The organism is Pseudomonas sp. TE3786, from assembly GCF_054057335.1.
The window spans coordinates 36,437-53,384 of the sequence record NZ_JBSRZF010000002.1; the positions used below are offsets into that span (position 1 = coordinate 36,437).

13 protein-coding genes are annotated in these 16,948 nt (G+C 61.0%); 5 read left to right on the top strand and 8 right to left on the bottom strand.

All coding sequences use genetic code 11. From position 1 onward, the window contains the following. Nucleotides 1–10: 10 nt before the first annotated feature. A complete protein-coding gene (locus ACVW0Y_RS02605) occupies nt 11–472 on the bottom strand; it encodes a tRNA (cytidine(34)-2'-O)-methyltransferase (RefSeq protein ID WP_457435863.1) in 462 nt (153 codons plus the stop codon). A gap of 42 nt (nt 473–514) precedes the next feature. Here ACVW0Y_RS02605 and ACVW0Y_RS02610 point away from each other — a divergent pair, with 42 nt between their 5' ends. Then, complete coding sequence (locus tag ACVW0Y_RS02610) at nt 515–913, top strand: hypothetical protein (RefSeq protein ID WP_457436310.1); 399 nt, start codon at nt 515–517, stop codon at nt 911–913. A gap of 172 nt (nt 914–1,085) precedes the next feature. Here the strand turns inward: ACVW0Y_RS02610 and ntrC are convergent, their stop codons facing one another. From ntrC to glnA, 6 genes are all read right to left on the bottom strand, one after another. Beyond that, nucleotides 1,086–2,519: a nitrogen regulation protein NR(I) gene (gene ntrC, locus ACVW0Y_RS02615; RefSeq protein WP_457435864.1), complete on the bottom strand. Its 1,434-nt coding sequence runs from the start codon at nt 2,517–2,519 to the stop codon at nt 1,086–1,088. Next, entirely contained in the window at nt 2,516–3,601 is a 1,086-nt protein-coding gene (gene glnL / locus ACVW0Y_RS02620; protein ID WP_457435866.1) for a nitrogen regulation protein NR(II), read from the bottom strand. The genes ntrC and glnL overlap by 4 nt, the downstream gene beginning before the upstream one ends. 192 nt (nt 3,602–3,793) lie before the next feature. Next, complete coding sequence (locus ACVW0Y_RS02625) at nt 3,794–4,411, bottom strand: DUF4124 domain-containing protein (protein WP_457435868.1); 618 nt, start codon at nt 4,409–4,411, stop codon at nt 3,794–3,796. Nucleotides 4,412–4,414: 3 nt separating this feature from the next. After that, nucleotides 4,415–4,972 (bottom strand): DUF4124 domain-containing protein, encoded by a 558-nt coding sequence (locus tag ACVW0Y_RS02630; RefSeq protein WP_457435869.1) that lies wholly within the window; start codon nt 4,970–4,972, stop codon nt 4,415–4,417. Nucleotides 4,973–5,110: 138 nt separating this feature from the next. Then, complete coding sequence (locus ACVW0Y_RS02635; RefSeq protein ID WP_457435870.1) at nt 5,111–5,536, bottom strand: cupin domain-containing protein; 426 nt, start codon at nt 5,534–5,536, stop codon at nt 5,111–5,113. Between the two features lie 198 nt (nt 5,537–5,734). Further along, entirely contained in the window at nt 5,735–7,141 is a 1,407-nt protein-coding gene (gene glnA, locus ACVW0Y_RS02640) for a type I glutamate--ammonia ligase (protein ID WP_457435871.1), read from the bottom strand. A gap of 331 nt (nt 7,142–7,472) precedes the next feature. Between glnA and thiI the strand changes: the two genes are divergently transcribed. Next, nucleotides 7,473–8,927 (top strand): tRNA uracil 4-sulfurtransferase ThiI, encoded by a 1,455-nt coding sequence (gene thiI, locus ACVW0Y_RS02645; RefSeq protein WP_457435873.1) that lies wholly within the window; start codon nt 7,473–7,475, stop codon nt 8,925–8,927. Between the two features lie 129 nt (nt 8,928–9,056). After that, the gene (typA, locus tag ACVW0Y_RS02650; RefSeq protein WP_108096508.1) at nt 9,057–10,877 is read left to right on the top strand and encodes a translational GTPase TypA; all 1,821 of its coding nucleotides are present in this window, start codon (nt 9,057–9,059) and stop codon (nt 10,875–10,877) included. Between the two features lie 169 nt (nt 10,878–11,046). Here the strand turns inward: typA and ACVW0Y_RS02655 are convergent, their stop codons facing one another. Continuing rightward, nucleotides 11,047–11,454: a YkgJ family cysteine cluster protein gene (locus ACVW0Y_RS02655; RefSeq protein WP_108096507.1), complete on the bottom strand. Its 408-nt coding sequence runs from the start codon at nt 11,452–11,454 to the stop codon at nt 11,047–11,049. A 311-nt stretch (nt 11,455–11,765) separates the two neighbouring features. On the opposite strand from ACVW0Y_RS02655, the gene ACVW0Y_RS02660 reads away from it, so the two are divergent. Together ACVW0Y_RS02660 and ACVW0Y_RS02665 are read left to right on the top strand one after the other, a co-directional pair. Further along, entirely contained in the window at nt 11,766–15,407 is a 3,642-nt protein-coding gene (locus ACVW0Y_RS02660) for a DUF2339 domain-containing protein (RefSeq protein WP_457436312.1), read from the top strand. Then, on the top strand, nt 15,404–16,783 hold the full coding sequence (locus ACVW0Y_RS02665; protein ID WP_457435875.1) for a DUF3999 domain-containing protein: 1,380 nt from the start codon (nt 15,404–15,406) through the stop codon (nt 16,781–16,783). The genes ACVW0Y_RS02660 and ACVW0Y_RS02665 overlap by 4 nt, the downstream gene beginning before the upstream one ends. Nucleotides 16,784–16,948: the final 165 nt, after the last annotated feature.

Consider the following 16,948-nt stretch of genomic DNA (forward strand, 5'->3'; position numbering starts at 1 on the left):
GGAAAGAGCGTCATTCGAGACTAAAGCCCAGCTGGCGCCATCCTTCGTACACGGCGACCGCCACCGTATTGGACAGGTTCAGGCTGCGGCAGCCCGGGCGCATCGGTAGGCGCAGGCGTTGCTCGGCAGACAGGGCGTCCAGCACATCGCCCGGCAAACCTCGGCTTTCCGGACCAAACAGCAGCGCATCGCCGTGGGTAAATGTGGCTTCATGGAATGGTCGGGACGCCTTGGTGGTGAACGCAAACAGCCGCGGCTGTCCGAGGCTTTCCAGACAGCTGGCGAGGTCCGTGTGGCGCGTCAGGGTGGCGTATTCATGGTAGTCCAGGCCGGCGCGGCGCAGGCGTTTGTCGTCCAGTTCGAAGCCGATCGGCTCGATCAGGTGCAGACTGCATCCGCTGTTGGCGCAGAGCCTGATAATGTTGCCGGTATTGGGGGGGATTTCCGGTTGAAACAGAATCACGTGAAACATGCACGACTCCGACTTGAGGGCGACGAGGATTTTACCCTCGAAGTGCCGGATCCGCGGCCGAAATTATTTCTCCGGGTTCTGGCGTCGTTGGCGCTATTCGGCTTTTTGGTGGGGATGATGCTCGGTCGCCTTGGTGACCCGCAGCCGGTGACGCTGGCCGATGTGCAGATAACGACCGATGGCCTGCAGCTGGTGTTCGATGCTGAGCCAAAAATGGCTGCCGAGCACGTCAATGGTGCGTTGGTGATGCGCTTCGATGCGGAGGGTAGGTCGCGCCAGGGGCAACTGCAGTTAGAGGGTAAGAGCGTCAACTGGCGGCTTTTGCGGGATAAGGGAGGGTTGTTGCTGAATGTGGTCGCTGCCCGTCCGCTGCGTGCCGAGTGGCACAGCACAGCGGAAGGTGGGCGTTGGCGGCTGGCGATCAGCCTTACTGCGAAATGACAACAGCGGAATAAAAAAGGGGAATCCCCGGCCTGCCTGTACCAAGGTCCCCGAAAACTGGGGGTGTTTCTTTTCTACACTTAACACTATGCAGGTGGTGTGCCAGTTTTATTGCAGCCCACAAAAAAGCGAGCACCAGGCTCGCTTTTTTGTGGGCGGGTGAGGTGAGAACTCAGCCTTCATCCTCGTCGTCATCGCCGCCGTCGATCTTCATGCCCAACTCTTTTATCTTACGAGTCAAAGTGTTACGGCCCCAACCCAGTAATACGGCGGCGTCGCGACGGCGCCCGGCGGTGTGCTTCAAGGCGGTCTCGATCATGATCCGTTCAAAGGTCGGCACGGCGCTATCGAGCAAGCTGGACTGCCCGCGAGCGAGTGCCTGATCGGCCCATTGGCGCAATGCCTGCTCCCAATTGGTCGCCGGAGCACTGTCTTGGGGCTGGGTGAGCAATTCGGGAGGCAGGTCGTCGATATGCACTTCGCGACCGGACGCCATTACCGTGATCCAGCGGCAGGTGTTCTCCAGCTGACGCACGTTGCCCGGCCATGGCAGGTTTTTCAGGTAGTCCTCTGTCTCGGTTTTCAGCAGCTTCGGTTCGACGGCGAGCTCTTGGGCTGCTCGGGCGAGGAAGTGACGGGCCAGGGTCGGGATATCTTCCCGGCGATCGGACATGCGTGGGATATGAATACGGATCACGTTCAGGCGGTGGAACAGGTCCTCACGGAACTTGCCGGCCTGCACCAGGTTCTCCAGGTTCTGGTGGGTGGCGGCGATGATGCGCACATCGACCTTCACCGGGGTGTGGCCACCCACACGGTAGAACTCACCATCGGCCAGGACGCGCAGCAGGCGGGTCTGGGTGTCTGCGGGCATATCGCCGATTTCATCGAGGAACAGGGTGCCGCCATCGGCTTGTTCGAAACGGCCGCGACGCTGGTTGGCGGCGCCGGTGAACGCGCCTTTTTCATGGCCGAACAGCTCGGATTCCATCAAGTCCTTAGGAATCGCTGCCATGTTCAACGCAATAAACGGCGACGCCGCGCGCGGGCTATGCCGGTGTAGGGCGTGAGCTACCAGCTCTTTACCTGTGCCGGACTCGCCATTAATCAGCACGGTGATGTTCGAGTGGCTCAGGCGGCCGATGGCGCGAAACACTTCCTGCATCGCCGGCGCTTCGCCGATGATTTCCGGGGTGCGGGTCTGCTCAACCGGAACGTGCAGACCTTGCTGTTCCTGGGCGTGCTGGAAGGCACGTTTTACCAGCGAAACAGCCTCGTCCACGTCGAACGGCTTGGGCAAGTATTCAAAGGCACCGCCCTGGTAGGAAGCCACCGCGCTTTCCAGGTCGGAATGGGCGGTCATGATGATCACCGGCAGTCGCGGGTACAGCTCGCGGATGCGCGCCAGCAGATCCAGGCCACTGGCACCGGGCATGCGGATATCGGAAATTATCACGTCCGGCTGCTGACGGCTGAGGCGGCTGAGCACGCCATCGGCACTGTCGAAGCTGGTGGTGGTCATGCCTTCTTGCTGCAGGGCTTTTTCCAGTACCCAACGGATGGAACGATCGTCGTCGACAATCCAGACGGTTTCGCTGCGGCTCATGACGAAGTAGCTCCTTGTTCCAACGGCAGGAAGATCGAAAACACGGTGTGGCCAGGGTGGCTTTCGCATTCGATCAGTCCCTGATGCTGACTGATGATGTTCTGGGTGATAGCCAAGCCCAGTCCGGTACCGTCCGGACGACCACTGACCATGGGATAAAAGATGGTTTCTTGAAGTTCAGCCGGGATGCCCGGGCCGTTGTCGATGATTTCAACTTTGGTCACCAGGCGATGCCGGGTGTGGGCGATGGTGAACTGCCGCAGGGTGCGGGTACGCAGCATGATGCGGCCCTGGCGGAATTCGTTTTGGCCGCCAATGGCCTGCATAGCGTTACGCACAATATTGAGCACCGCCTGAATCATCTGTTCGCGGTCGATCATTACGTCCGGAATACTGGGGTCGTAATCGCGCACCAAGGTGATGCCGCCCTGGCTCTCGGCTTCCACCAGGCTGCTGACCCGCTCCAGCACTTCGTGCACGTTGGTCATTGCCAACGACGGCAGCTTGTTGGAGCCGAGCATGCGGTCGACCAGGTTACGCAGGCGGTCAGCCTCTTCGATGATGACGTTGGTGTAGTCCTTGAGGTTCTCGTCAGGCAGCTCGCGTGCCAGCAGCTGCGCGGCGCCACGGATGCCACCCAGGGGGTTCTTTATTTCATGGGCCAGGCCGCGCACCAGCATCTTGGTGGTTTCCTGCTTGGATAGCTGAGCTTCTTCCTTGGTGATGCGCAGCAGGCGATCACGGGGATGAACTTCGAGCAACAGCAGGGTGGCACCGCGGTTGAGAATCGGGGTGACGGCGTAGTCCACCGTAAGGGTCTGCCCGGTCAGCGCCACCAGCACCGCTTCGCGCTTGTTGAACGGGTGGGCTTCTTCGACCGCCTGGCGCAACGAGGCCAGGGCTTCGGGCGACTCGGTAAACAACTCACTGATGAATTGTCCGTGGCTGCGTTGGCCACTGACGGCCAGAAGCATCTCCGCTGCGGGGTTCATGTACTCAAGGCGCAGTTCGGCATTGAGCAGCAGAGTCGCAGTGGTCAGGTTGTCCAGCAGCAAGCGGTGCAGTGCGTCGTTGATGGTCATCTATGAGATCCCGAGAATGGGACTGAAAATGCAAAAAGCAAACCAAAGCCCCGAAAAGACGCGTGATAGGGGGCGGAATGCTGAATTTGGGTCGTTTCGCTGCACCCTTAGCTCACGAGCGCGAACCAAAACAGGGAGAGCATAGAATTTGGTGCGCTACAAAGCACCATGTTGGTGCTTTGTCTGTGCGACCTAGAAGAATGGAAGGATGGAAACGTCGTCGTCTTCAGGCTTGTCGCCGATAGGGCATTCCGGGCGTACGCCGTAGTCGTCTTTCTTGCACGGGTTTGCGCGGCGCTTGCTCTCCAGGGAGGTTCGCACGATATGCATCGGCTGGCTCGGGGTGCGTTCCAGAATGCGCCCTTGGCCGTCGATGATCTCCGCTGCCAGCTGGTGGGTGCCGCGGTCCAGATTGCTTAGCGGAAATACCGGGCTGCGGCTGGGCGCGCCGGCGACCACGCCATCCAGTAGCAGGCGGTAGCTGTGGTCGGCCATCAGTGTTGGGTCGCTGGTCAGGGTGACAATCACGTCTCCGGAGGAGCCGTCACGAATGGTGGCATCGGGCTCCGGGACGAGAATGCGCAGCAGCTGATAAGCCGGCAATTCCGCAGCAGGTGCAACCGGGGTGGCGGCGCGCAGGGTTGGTGGAGTGGACTGGTTCATGCCATTGGTGGGTGCGATCTCCACTTTCTTGGCATTGCCCCGAGGTTGGTCGGTGAAGACCCGGTTACCTTCACTGTCGATGTAGGTGTACACATCGGCCACGGCTGGCAGGCCCAGCAACAGCAGGCAGAACAGAACGAATCGCATGTTTTAGTTGGCTGGCTTTGGGGTGGGTTTGGGCGGTGGGTTGCGCGCCGGGCTATTGGTGCTGACGCGCTGGATGCTGAAGGTGACAGTTGAGCTCTGCTGGATCAAGCGATCGCCGCTGAATGCTTGCACAGAGACGCTGTGTTCGCCGCGTTCGACGTTACTCAGGGGGAATTCAAGACTATTGGTCAGGCCGCCATAGGGCTGACCATCGAGCAGCAGTTGCAGGCTGTCGCCTATGCGCAGGGCTGGCTCGATATGCACGCCGACGGTGAGATTGCCGTCGTTGCTGCGCAGCGCCTCTTCATCCGGCAGATTGCTGATTTCCAGGACGTTGTACACCTGGCCCGCCGGGGTATTGCCTTGGCCATTGCCTGGCATGGTGGGCGGAGGTGGCGATTGCACCGTGTTCACCGGTGGCAGGTTGACCGATTCGGCTTTGCTGCCTTGGGGTGGCTGGTTGGTGAAAACAGTATTGCCATTGGCATCGGTGTACTTGTAGATCTCGGCGCTGGCCGGCAGGGCCAGGGCAGCTAGCAGGCAGGAAACGATCAGGCGCATGGCAAGGGTCCCGTGGGGTGTGTGCTAAGCCTTGCACTGCAACGCGGCGCTGGCAAGTTTGTCCCGTTATCGCTGTGCACGAGAGCAAAATTGCACGCCATAAAAGCCCCTCTGCGGACGCTGCACGCCGCCGCCTCGCTATTTGGCTTTTTCCGAGAGCGGAAGCATCGGTACCCCGGCGTAAAACACGATCAGTTCGGCTGCCTGCTCGCCGGTGACGCCGCGATGAATGATGGCGACCGTTTCGGCGAGCGTATCGCCTTGCTTGAGCAGCCGTTTCTGGCCGGGTTTACGGCTTTCCACGGTCAGCTCTCCGGCGAGCATATAGGCGGCATTCGGCACCGGATGGGTGTGCCAATTCAGGGTGCTGTGGGGCGGGATGCGGATCTTCACTACGGTGAGCTCCGGTTGGCCGCGCGGATAGCTGGTGTAGGCCGTGCCGTCCCAGGACGTGGTGCTTTTTAACAGGATTTCAGACTCGATACCTTGGCTGGTATCGGTGTGAGCGCAACCTGCCAGCCACAGGCAGGCGAGGGCGGAGGTGGCAACTTTGTAGAAAGGCATGGTGGATATCCGGCTAGCGATGGGGGCAGACGGATGATTGCCAGGGCGGGATTGCAACTCCTATCAGCTCGGGCGCTGTTGCGCTGGGCAACGGTGCGTTGTTGCGTATGAAACGACCATAAAAAAGGCCTCCCGGAGGAGGCCTTCTCGATCACGCCGCTAGGACAGCAGGCGTGTCTGGCGTAGACGCTGTTCTACTTAAACGCTGTAGTACAGGTCGTATTCCAGAGGGTGCACGAAGGTGCGCACTTTGATTTCTTCTTCGCTCTTCAGCTCGATGTAAGCATCGATGAAGTCGTCGCTGAACACGCCGCCTTTGGTCAAGAACGCACGGCCCTTGTCCAGTTCTTCCAGAGCTTCTTTCAGGCTGCCGCACACTTGTGGGATCAGCTTGCCTTCTTCTGGAGGCAGGTCGTACAGGTTCTTGTCCGCTGCGTCGCCAGGGTGGATCTTGTTCTGGATACCGTCCAGACCGGCCATCAGCAGAGCTGCGAAAGCCAGGTACGGGTTGGCAGCCGGATCCGGGAAGCGCGCTTCGATGCGGCGAGCTTTCGGGCTGGAAACGTACGGGATACGGATGGAAGCGGAACGGTTGCGAGCCGAGTAGGCCAGCATTACCGGAGCTTCGAAACCTGGGACCAGACGCTTGTAGGAGTTGGTCGACGGGTTGGTGAAGCCGTTCAGCGCCTTACCGTGCTTGATGATGCCGCCGATGAAGAACAGGGCGGTATCGGACAGGCCGGCATAGCCTTCGCCAGCAAAGGTGTTCTTGCCGTCTTTGCCGATCGACAGGTGAACGTGCATACCCGAACCGTTGTCGCCGTACAGCGGCTTCGGCATGAAGGTAGCGGTTTTGCCGTAGGCATCAGCCACGTTGTGTACGCAGTACTTCAGGGTCTGAACTTCGTCAGCCTTGGCAACCAGGGTGTTGAACTTCACGCCGATTTCGTTCTGACCGGCAGTCGCCACTTCGTGGTGGTGAACTTCGATGATCAGGCCCATTTCTTCCATGGCATTACACATGGCAGTACGGATTTCGTGGTCGTGGTCGCATGGCGGAACTGGGAAGTAACCACCTTTAACGCCTGGACGGTGGCCTTTGTTGCCAGTTTCGATGTCAGCGTCGGACATCCAGGAACCTTGTTCGGAGTAGATCTTGAACATGGAGCCGGAGATGTCGGATTTGAATTTCACTTCGTCGAAGATGAAGAATTCTGGTTCCGGACCGACGAATACGGTGTCACCGATACCGGTGGTCTTCAGGTATTCCTCGGCGCGCGAAGCGATCGAGCGCGGGTCGCGGTCGTAGCCTTGCATGGTCGATGGTTCGATGATGTTGCAAACCAGGATCAGGGTAGGCTCTTCGGTGAACGGGTCGAGCACAGCGGTGCTGTCTACTGGCAGCAGGATCATGTCGGAGGCTTCGATGCCTTTCCAGCCATGGATCGAGGAGCCGTCGAACATTTTGCCGACTTCGAAGAATTCGTCGTCAAGGGCGTCACGGGCCGGCATGGTCACGTGGTGCTGCTTGCCTTTGGTATCGGTGAAGCGCAGGTCAACCCACTTCACGTCGTGTTCTTTGATTAGTTGAAGCGCCTTCGACATGGTGTCCTCCAGATGGTGGGGCGTTGTGGTTTTTTAGCCCCAAATAAAACGGTGAAGCCGGGCGGCATAGTCCGCCAGGGCAACCTGCCTCACAAGGGAGCAAATTGCATGCCAGTGCCCCGAAGTGGGTTTGTTGCACGAAAGTCAGGCGCTGCGGGGGCTGTACCGTAAAATCAAAGCGTGCAATGCACCAAAATGAATCTGTCGCAAAGCGGAGCGATGCATTTTGGTGCGCGGCGCATCTTTGTAAGGATTGCCTGGTTAAAAGCTGAGCAATTTCCGCTATAATCCGCGCCCCTTTATTTCGGCCGGGCTCACGCGCGCTGTTTTCATGAAACTTATCGTTAAAGTCTTCCCCGAGATCACCATTAAAAGCCGGCCGGTGCGTACGCGCTTCATCCGCCAGCTTGCGAAGAACATTCGCGCGGTGATGCGTGACCTGGATCCGGATCTCGTGGTGGACGGCGTGTGGGACAACATCGACGTCGAGACCCAGCTCAGCGCGCCCAAGGTTCTGGTCGAGATCAAAGAGCGCCTGACCCGCATCCCGGGCATCGGCCAGTTCCTCGAAGTGAATGAGTACCCGCTGGCCGATTTCGACGATATGGTCGAGAAGTGTAAAGCCCATTTCGGCGAGCAGCTGGCCGGCAAGATTTTCGCCGTGCGCTGCAAGCGTGCCGGCAAACATAGCTTCAGTTCCATGGATGTCGAGCGCTACGTCGGCAGCCAATTGCGTCGCCAGTGCGGCGCGGCCGGCATCTCGCTGAAAGAGCCCGAGCTGCTGGTGCGCATGGAAATCCGCAATCAGCTTCTATATGTCATCCACAGCCAGCACGAAGGCCTGGGCGGCTACCCGCTGGGTGCCATCGAGCAGACGCTGGTGCTGATGTCCGGTGGTTTCGACTCCACCGTGGCGGCGTACCAGATGATCCGCCGCGGGTTGATCAGCCACTTCTGCTTCTTCAATCTCGGTGGCCGAGCCCATGAACTGGGGGTGATGGAAGTTGCCCACTATCTATGGAGCCAATACGGCAGCTCGCACCGCGTGCTGTTCGTCAGCGTGCCGTTTGAAGAAGTGCTCGGCGAAATTCTCGGCAAGGTCGACAACGCGCACATGGGCGTCGTGCTCAAACGCATGATGCTACGTGCCGCCACCCGTGTGGCCGATGGCCTGGATATCGATGCGCTGGTCACCGGTGAAGCGATTTCCCAGGTGTCCAGCCAGACGCTGCCGAACCTGTCGGTCATCGACCGCGCCACCGACAAGCTGGTGATGCGCCCGCTGATCGCCAGCCACAAGCAAGACATCATCAACATGGCTGAGCACATCGGTACCGCCGAATTTGCCAAGCACATGCCCGAATATTGCGGTGTGATTTCGGTAAACCCGACCACCCGCGCCAAGCCTGACCGCGTCGTCTATGAAGAAGCCCAGATCGACATGAGCGTGTTCGAGCGTGCCCTTGAGCGCGCCCGTTCCGTGACGATCGACCGGGTGATCGACGAGTTAAGCCAAGACATCCAGGTTGAGGAATTGAGTGAAGCCTTGCCTGGGCAGATCGTGCTGGACATCCGTCATCCGGATGCCCAGGAAGACCTGCCGCTGGAGTTGGACGGCATCGAAGTAAGAGCCTTGCCGTTCTTCGCGCTCAACAGTCGCTACAAGGAACTGGACCCCACCCGTCAGTACCTGTTGTATTGCGACAAAGGCGTGATGAGCCGCCTGCATGCCCACCACTTGCTCAGCGAGGGGCATGCCAATGTGCGCGTTTATCGTCCGGCATAAAACGCCGGGTCTGAATGGCGGCAGTATCCGCCACCGCCCCCCCGACCGACGGGGCAGTTGAGCCACTCATTCTTCATACTGGCCGCCTAGACTTAGCGGCGAACCGAATCCTCTGATCGAGATGCAAAAGTGATCGAAAATCTACGCAACATCGCCATCATCGCCCACGTTGACCATGGTAAGACCACCCTGGTTGATAAACTCCTGCGCCAATCCGGCACCCTGGAGCGCAACGAGCTCAACGACGAGCGCGTGATGGACTCCAACGACCAGGAAAAAGAGCGCGGCATTACCATTCTCGCGAAGAACACCGCGATCAACTGGAACGGCTACCACATCAACATCGTCGACACCCCCGGCCACGCCGACTTCGGCGGCGAAGTTGAGCGCGTAATGTCGATGGTGGATTCGGTTCTGCTGCTGGTCGACGCCCAAGACGGCCCGATGCCGCAAACCCGCTTCGTAACCAAGAAAGCCTTCGAAGCCGGCCTGCGCCCAATCGTGGTGATCAACAAGGTTGACCGTCCAGGCGCACGTCCGGACTGGGTTCTGGACCAGATCTTCGATCTGTTCGACAACCTCGGTGCCACCGAAGAACAGCTGGACTTCAAAGTCGTCTACGCCTCCGCCCTGAACGGTATTGCTGGTCTCGACCACACCGACATGGCTGAAGACATGACCCCGCTGTACCAGTCGATCGTCGACAACGTTCCGGCTCCGGCCGTTGACCGTGACGGTCCGTTCCAGATGCAAATCTCGGCACTGGACTACAACAGCTTCCTCGGCATTATCGGCGTTGGCCGTATCGCCCGTGGTCGCGTCAAGCCGAACACCCCGGTTGTCGCCATCGACGCCGACGGCAAGCGCCGCACTGGCCGTATCCTGAAGCTGATGGGTCACCACGGTCTGCACCGCGTAGACGTGGAAGAAGCTGCTGCCGGCGACATCGTTTGCATCAGCGGTATGGACCAGCTGTTCATCTCCGACACCCTGTGCGACATCAACAACGTCGAAGCCATGAAGCCGCTGACTGTTGACGAACCGACCGTATCGATGACCTTCCAGGTTAACGACTCGCCGTTCTGCGGTAAGGAAGGCAAGTTCGTCACCAGCCGCAACATCAAAGAGCGTCTGGACAAAGAGCTGCTGTACAACGTGGCACTGCGCGTTGAAGAAGGCGACTCGGCTGACCGTTTCAAAGTATCCGGCCGTGGTGAGCTGCACCTGTCCGTACTGATCGAAACCATGCGTCGCGAAGGCTTCGAAATGGGTGTAGGTCGTCCTGAAGTAATCATCCGTGTAGTTGATGGCGTGAAGAACGAGCCGTTCGAAAACGTCACCATCGACATCCCGGAAGAATCGCAGGGCAAGGTCATGGAAGAGATGGGTCTGCGTAAAGGCGACCTGACCAACATGTCCCCGGATGGCAAGGGCCGTGTACGTTTGGAATACAACATTCCAGCCCGTGGTCTGATCGGTTTCCGTAACCAGTTCCTGACCCTCACCAACGGTGCTGGCATCCTGACCTCGATCTTCGACCGTTACGACGTGATGAAGTCGGGCCACATGTCTGGCCGTCAGAACGGCGTACTGGTTTCGGTGGAAACCGGCAAGGCTCTGACCTACTCCCTGGAAACCCTGCAGGCGCGCGGCAAGCTGTTCGTCGAGCACGGTCAGGACATCTACAACGGTCAGATCGTTGGTCTGAACAGCCGTGACAACGACCTGGGTGTAAACCCAACCAAAGGCAAGAAGCTCGACAACATGCGTGCTTCGGGCAAGGACGAAACCATCGCCCTGGTTCCGCCGGTTCGTTTCACCCTGGAACAGGCGCTGGAATTCATTCAGGACGACGAGCTGTGCGAAGTGACTCCAAAGTCCATTCGCCTGCGTAAGAAAATCCTGGACGAAGGCGAGCGCACCCGCGCTGCCAAGAAAGCGGCCAAGTAAGACTTAGCTTCGGCTAAATAAAAACGCCCCCGGTCGCGAGACCGGGGGCGTTTTTTTATGCCGCCTAAAAGCTTTTGATTGTTGTAGGAGTGGCTTTAGCCGCGCTAGCACTGTCCGTCATCACGCTGCAAATCGCGACTAAAGCCGCTCCTACGGGATGGAGAGGCGCTTACACCTTGGCGGCGGCCTTTGGCTTATACGCGCAATACCCCGGCCGAGGCCCGATCTTCGGGTGATTGCGGCAGGTGTCGGGGCGCTGTTCGTAGATGGTGCACAGGCGGGTCTTGCGGTCCAGGTACAGGCAGTCGTTGTTGCCCATGCGGGTCAGCGTGTAGATGCCGTACTTCTGATTGAAACGCTCGACCACGCCGTCTTTCATCAGGCGCTTGGCGATCTGCTTGGGCGGCTCGCTGCGTTCGAATTCCTGTACCAGGCCAATGCGCAGCAGGTCGGCGAATTTCACTTCCACTGGCATGGTGCAGCAGCTGGAAACGCAGCTGCTGCACATGCTGCGTTCGTATTTGATCCAGGTGTCGGTGCGATCGAGTTCGGCACCCACTACCAATAGCTTTGTCATGACTTGCACACCTGTAAAAACGCTGGCTCGCCACAGTCTGGCAGGGCTCTAGGCAAGCGCTACGCGGTGTGGGGGGCGGCATCATAGCGATATTGGTGAAATTGTGAACAACCATCCGCCGAATCGTCGCAAAGCGTGCGCTGGTAGTGGCGGCGTCTGTCGCCCGGGCAGATATACTCGGCACCATTGCAGGCCACGGCCTGCGCGCGCTGGACAGGGATGCCCGAGCGGTCGATGTGACGTCGCCGCAGCGGGGAAAGTCATTGGCCTGGCACCTCATGACTAGGAAGCACTGCATGCAATGGATTTTCATGCTGGTCGGTCTGCTTATCGGCGTTTCGCTGGATGAGTCGATCACCGAAGGTTTGCTGGGCGCACTGCTGGGTTTTGCCGTCGGCCAATGGCTGCAACTGCGTAGCCTGCAGCAGCGCAACGAGGAGCTGCAAAACAAGCTCAGCGGCTTTGCCGAGCGCTTCGAGCGCGGTACCTTGGCGGTCACTGCCAGGCTTACCCAGGTGGAGGAACGGCTGGCCAAAGGCGTCGTGCCGCCTGCTGAGCCGAGCGTTGCGCCCGCCATGGCCGCCGCAGCGCCCACCGCCAGCAGCGCTGCCGATGAGCTGGACTTCACCCTGGAGCTGGACCCCGAGATCATTGCCGTCTCTTCCGACGACCCCGGCCTGGTGTTCGAGCTGCCTCCCGAATTGCTCAGTACACCGCCAACGCCAGTGGCCAATGCGCCGCTGCAGGTGGTCGACGACTGGACCCGCGAGCCCGTAGCCGCGCCGCCACCCCGTCAGCCGCCGGCACCACCGACACCCCGCGAACCCAACCTGTTCGAGCGCGGCTTCAGCGCGGCGAAGAGCTGGCTGTTCGGCGGCAACACCGTGCTGCGCATTGGCGTGGTGCTGCTGTTTCTCGGTCTGGCCTTCCTGTTGCGCTACGCCACCGAAGGCATGGTGGTGCCGATCCAGGTGCGTTATGCCGGAGTCGCGGCCAGCGCCGTGGCCTTGCTGGCGCTGGGCTGGTGGCTGCGCCGGCGCAATCCGAGCTACGCCTTGATGCTGCAAGGCACCGGGATTGCCGTGCTGTACATGACCACCTTCGCCGCCTTCCGCCTGCATCCGCTGCTCGATCCGAGCATGGCCCTGAGTCTGCTGGTGGTCGTCACGGTCTGCTCGGCCATTCTCGCGGTCACCCAGAACGCCATGGCCCTGGCCGCCGTCGCCGCGCTCGGCGGTTTTGCCGCGCCGATTCTGACCTCCACCGGCAGCGGCAACCATGTCGCACTGTTCTCCTATTTCATCCTGCTTAACAGCGGCATTCTGGCCATCGCCTGGTTCAAGGCGTGGCGCCCGCTGAACCTGATCGGCTTTGTCGGCACCTTCGGGATCGGCTTTGCCTGGGGCGCACGCTCTTATACGCCGGAGCTGTTGTGGAGCACCGAACCCTTCCTGGTGCTGTTCTTCCTGATGTACGTGGTCATCGGTCTGTTGTTTGCCCGGCGCAAGTTGCGCGAACGCGCCGATGCGCCGGACGACGACAGCCGTGAAGCGCTGCTGCGCTGGTCGCGTCAGCAAGGCGACTATGTCGATGGCACCCTGCTGTTTGGCCCGCCGCTGGTGGGTTTTGGTTTGCAGTTCGCGCTGGTGCAGCACATTCAATTCGCCGCCGCGTTCAGCGCCTTGGCCATGGGCCTGCTGTATATGCTGATTGCCCGCCTGCTGGTGGGGCGTGGAGCAGGACGGGCCTTGCTGCTGGTGGAAACCTGCATGGCCCTGGGGGTGATCTTCGGTTCCCTGGCCATTCCCCTGGGCCTGGATGCGCGCTGGACCTCCGCCGCCTGGGCCGTGGAAGGTGCCGGTATCTTCTGGCTCGGCCTGCGTCAACAGCGCCCCCTGGCGCGTGCCTTTGCCTTGCTCCTGCAATTTGGCGCGGCGCTGGCCTTCCTCGGTGATCTGCGCTCTGGTGAGCAAAGCCTGCTCGATGGTGCCTGGCTGGGCGCACTGATGCTCGGTGTGGCGCTGCTGTTCAGTCATTACCAACTGCGCAAGGCCGGCCCTGAGCAGGCCAAGGCCTGGGAGCGTCATGGGCTGCCGGTGCTGGCTGTACTGGGGTTGAGCTTTCTGTACCTGTTGGCACCGCTCCATCTGCAAGCCGAAGCTACCGCCATCTGCTGGGCGCTGGCGGGGCTGGCGACTCTGTTTGCCGGCCTGCGGATACATTCGCGCAGCTTCCTGTTTACCGCCTTTGCTGTGCAGCTGCTTGGCGGGGCCTTGTTCCTGCTGCAACTGCACGGTGCCACGGGCGATGAGAGCGGCGTATTCAGTGCCGGCTGGCGTGGCCTGGTAGTGGCCTCCCTGATCGGCCTGGCGTTGATCGGCGGCATGCTGGTGGCGGCGCGTGATACTCAGGTGCGTAGCGATGCGCGGCTGATGCGCGGGCTGTCGCTGGTGCTGCTGGTGGGCTTGGTGTTTATCAACCTGGCGGTGCTGTTTGTGCTGCCGTGGCAAACTGCCAGTGCGGTGTGGGCGGGCAGCGGTTTGCTGATCGTCTGGCTGAGCCTGCACCTGCAGCAGCGCGCCAGTTTTGTTTTCGGTCTGTTGCTGCAAGCTCTGGGCGGCATCGCTTTTCTTGCCGCCAGCCCGCTGTTGCTCGGTCCGCTCAGCAGTGAAGGGCTGCGGCCATTGGCCCATGCCGGTTTCTGGACGCCGGCGACCCTGGCCCTGGCGGCCATGGTCGGTGCCTGGCGTTTGATCCGCGCGGCGCGCAATGACGCCGATGCCATGGGTTCTCTGAGCCTGGAGCGCTTGTCGCAATTGCTGCTGGTGTGGGGTGCCGGCTGGTGGGTGTTGGCGGCGGTCAGCGAAGTGCTGCGCTTTGCCGACCCGCTGCTGCAGGTGCCGTTGTTGCTGATCGTCGCGGCTGCCAGTGTGGCCCTGTGGGCCTGGCTGGCGGCCCGGGAAAACTGGCAGGCGCTGGCATTGCTCTGTCCGCTGCTGGTGCCGGCGGCGGGCGTTGCCTTGCTGTACGCCTGGCAGCAGGCCTATCACCCGGCCGCACACTTTGGTTGGCTGGGATGGGCGCTGCTGTTCGTCGTGCACCTGTGGGCCCTGCGCCGCTTGGCCAATCTGCTGCCGGCCAATGCCCTGAGTGCGGCCCATGTACTGGGCTGCTGGCTGATGCTTGGCGTGCTGGCGCTGGAGCTGCGCTATCTGCTGTATGTGCTCTCGGAGCACTACAACGCCTGGCGTTGGCTGGGTTGGGCGGTGCTGCCAAGCGTGTATCTGTTGGCCATGGCCTCGCCACGCAACTGGCCGTGGCCGGTGCGCGCCTATGCCCGTGAGTACCGCCTGTATGCGGCGCTGCCGCTGGCGGTGCTGATGCTCGGCTGGTTCTGGCTGGCCAATATCGCCAGCGATGGCAATGCCGAGCCGCTGCCCTATGTGCCGCTGATCAATCCGCTGGAGCTGGGCATGTTGTTTGCCTTGTTCGGCGTGTGCCGTTGGCTGCACAGCGCCTTGCCGTATCTCCCTGATGGCGAGCAACGCGCCTGGTTGCCGCAAGCGGTGGCGGGCGTTTCCTTGTTTGCCTTGTTTACCGCGCTGGTATTTCGCGCTGCCCACCATTGGGGTGGGGTGCCGTATCAGCTGGACCTGTTGCTGGAGTCGATGTTGGTGCAGGCCGGGTTGTCGATTGTCTGGACCCTGATTGCCCTGGCGCTGATGATTTTCGGCCACCTGCGCAGCCGTCGCGAGATCTGGCTGGTGGGTGCCGCGCTGATCGCCGTGGTAGTGGCCAAGCTGTTCTTTGTCGAGCTGGGCAATCGTGGCGGTCTGGAGCGTATCGTGTCGTTTATCGGCGTCGGCGTGCTGTTGTTGATCGTCGGTTATTTCGCGCCGCTGCCGCCTCGGCAGACGGAATCTGAAGCAGAAAAAGAGCAGGCCAGTTCATGAGTGCGGTGTTTTCTCTGGCGGCATTGCGCCGCGTAGCGGTGGCGGCAGCCGTCACTTTGGCAACTGCCAGCGCACTGGCAGAGCAGCGTGCGGACTACCGCACCCAAGTGCCTCTCACCCTGAGTGGAGAGGGCCCTTGGTACCGTCTCGAGGTGCCCATGGCCCTGCGCCTGGCCGCGCATTTTGGTGACCTGCGCGATTTGCGCGTATTCAATGCCGAAGGCGAGGCCCAGGCCTATGCGCTGACATTGGGCAGCGCCGAGCAAAATGAAACCAGCACGGCCACGGCGGTGAAATGGTTTCCGCTGTACAGCGCCGTCGACGCACCGGCCGGGGCACCGAGCGTGCGGGTTGAGCGCAGCACCAGCGGCACCATCGTCGAAGTCGGCCCGGAAGTCGTGACCGCCACCGCCAAGCAGCAAGTGCTGCGCGGTTGGCTGCTGGATGCCAGCGCCATCGATGCGCCGCTAAACAAGCTGAGTCTGGATTGGACGTCGGAACAGGACGGTTTCCAGCGCTTTTCCATCGAGGCCAGTGACGATCTGCAGAACTGGACACGCTGGGATGACGGCCAGATTGCCCGTCTGGCCTTTGCCGATGAGCGCCTCGAACAGCGCGACACCACCTTGCCCGGCCAGCGGACGCGGTATCTGCGGCTGCTTTGGCTGGCACCGCAAAAGGCACCAGTGCTGATCAGCGCGGACTTGTTCAGTACCTCGCGGAGCAGTGTGCCGGCGCCACTGTCCTGGTCGGAGGGTTTGCCGACCACGCTGGTAAAGGAGGGCGAGTACAGCCTTGATCTGCCGGTGCCATTGCCGTTGGAATTGTTGCGGGTGGAGTTGGCGCAGGCCAATACCCTTGCGCCGGTCAGTGTCAGCACTCGGCGGGACAGCAAGGACAGCTGGCAGCCGCTGGCGCGTGGGCTGCTGTACCGCTTGCCGGAGAATGGCAAGGATGTGGTTCACGATGAGCTGCAGTTGCCGGGGCAGTGGGTGCAGCATCTGCGTTTGCAGGTCGATCCGCGCGGCGGCGGGCTGGGCAAAAACGCGCCGACCGTACGCGTAGGCCTGCGCGCCACGCAACTGGTGTTCCTCGCCCGCGGCACGCCGCCCTATGTGCTGGCGCTGGGCAATGCCAACGGCAAGGCCAACAGCTTGCCGCTGACCACCTTGATTCCGGGCTATGACGATAAGCGTCTGGCCAAACTGGGAGTGGCCAAGGCCGGGGCGTTGGTGGCGATGCCGCCAACCGCTCAGGCAGCGGCACCGGCGGCCAGCATCGACTGGCAGCGCTATGGTCTGTGGGCCGTGTTGCTGGTGGGGGTGGGATTGCTGGTGGGAATGGCGTTGAGTCTGCTGCGCGCGCAAAAGCCGTAGCGCCCTGCACGTCAAAAGCTCAAGGCCGAAGCCTCCCACAGGTTGTGCGATCCCTGTAGGAGAGGCTTCAGCCTCGATTCCTGGAAACGGCAAAATCAGCAGCACCCTGTTGCCCCGCCGTTACGCGGAAGATCTTTAGTTTTTCTGCTCTGATGGCGTATCGTT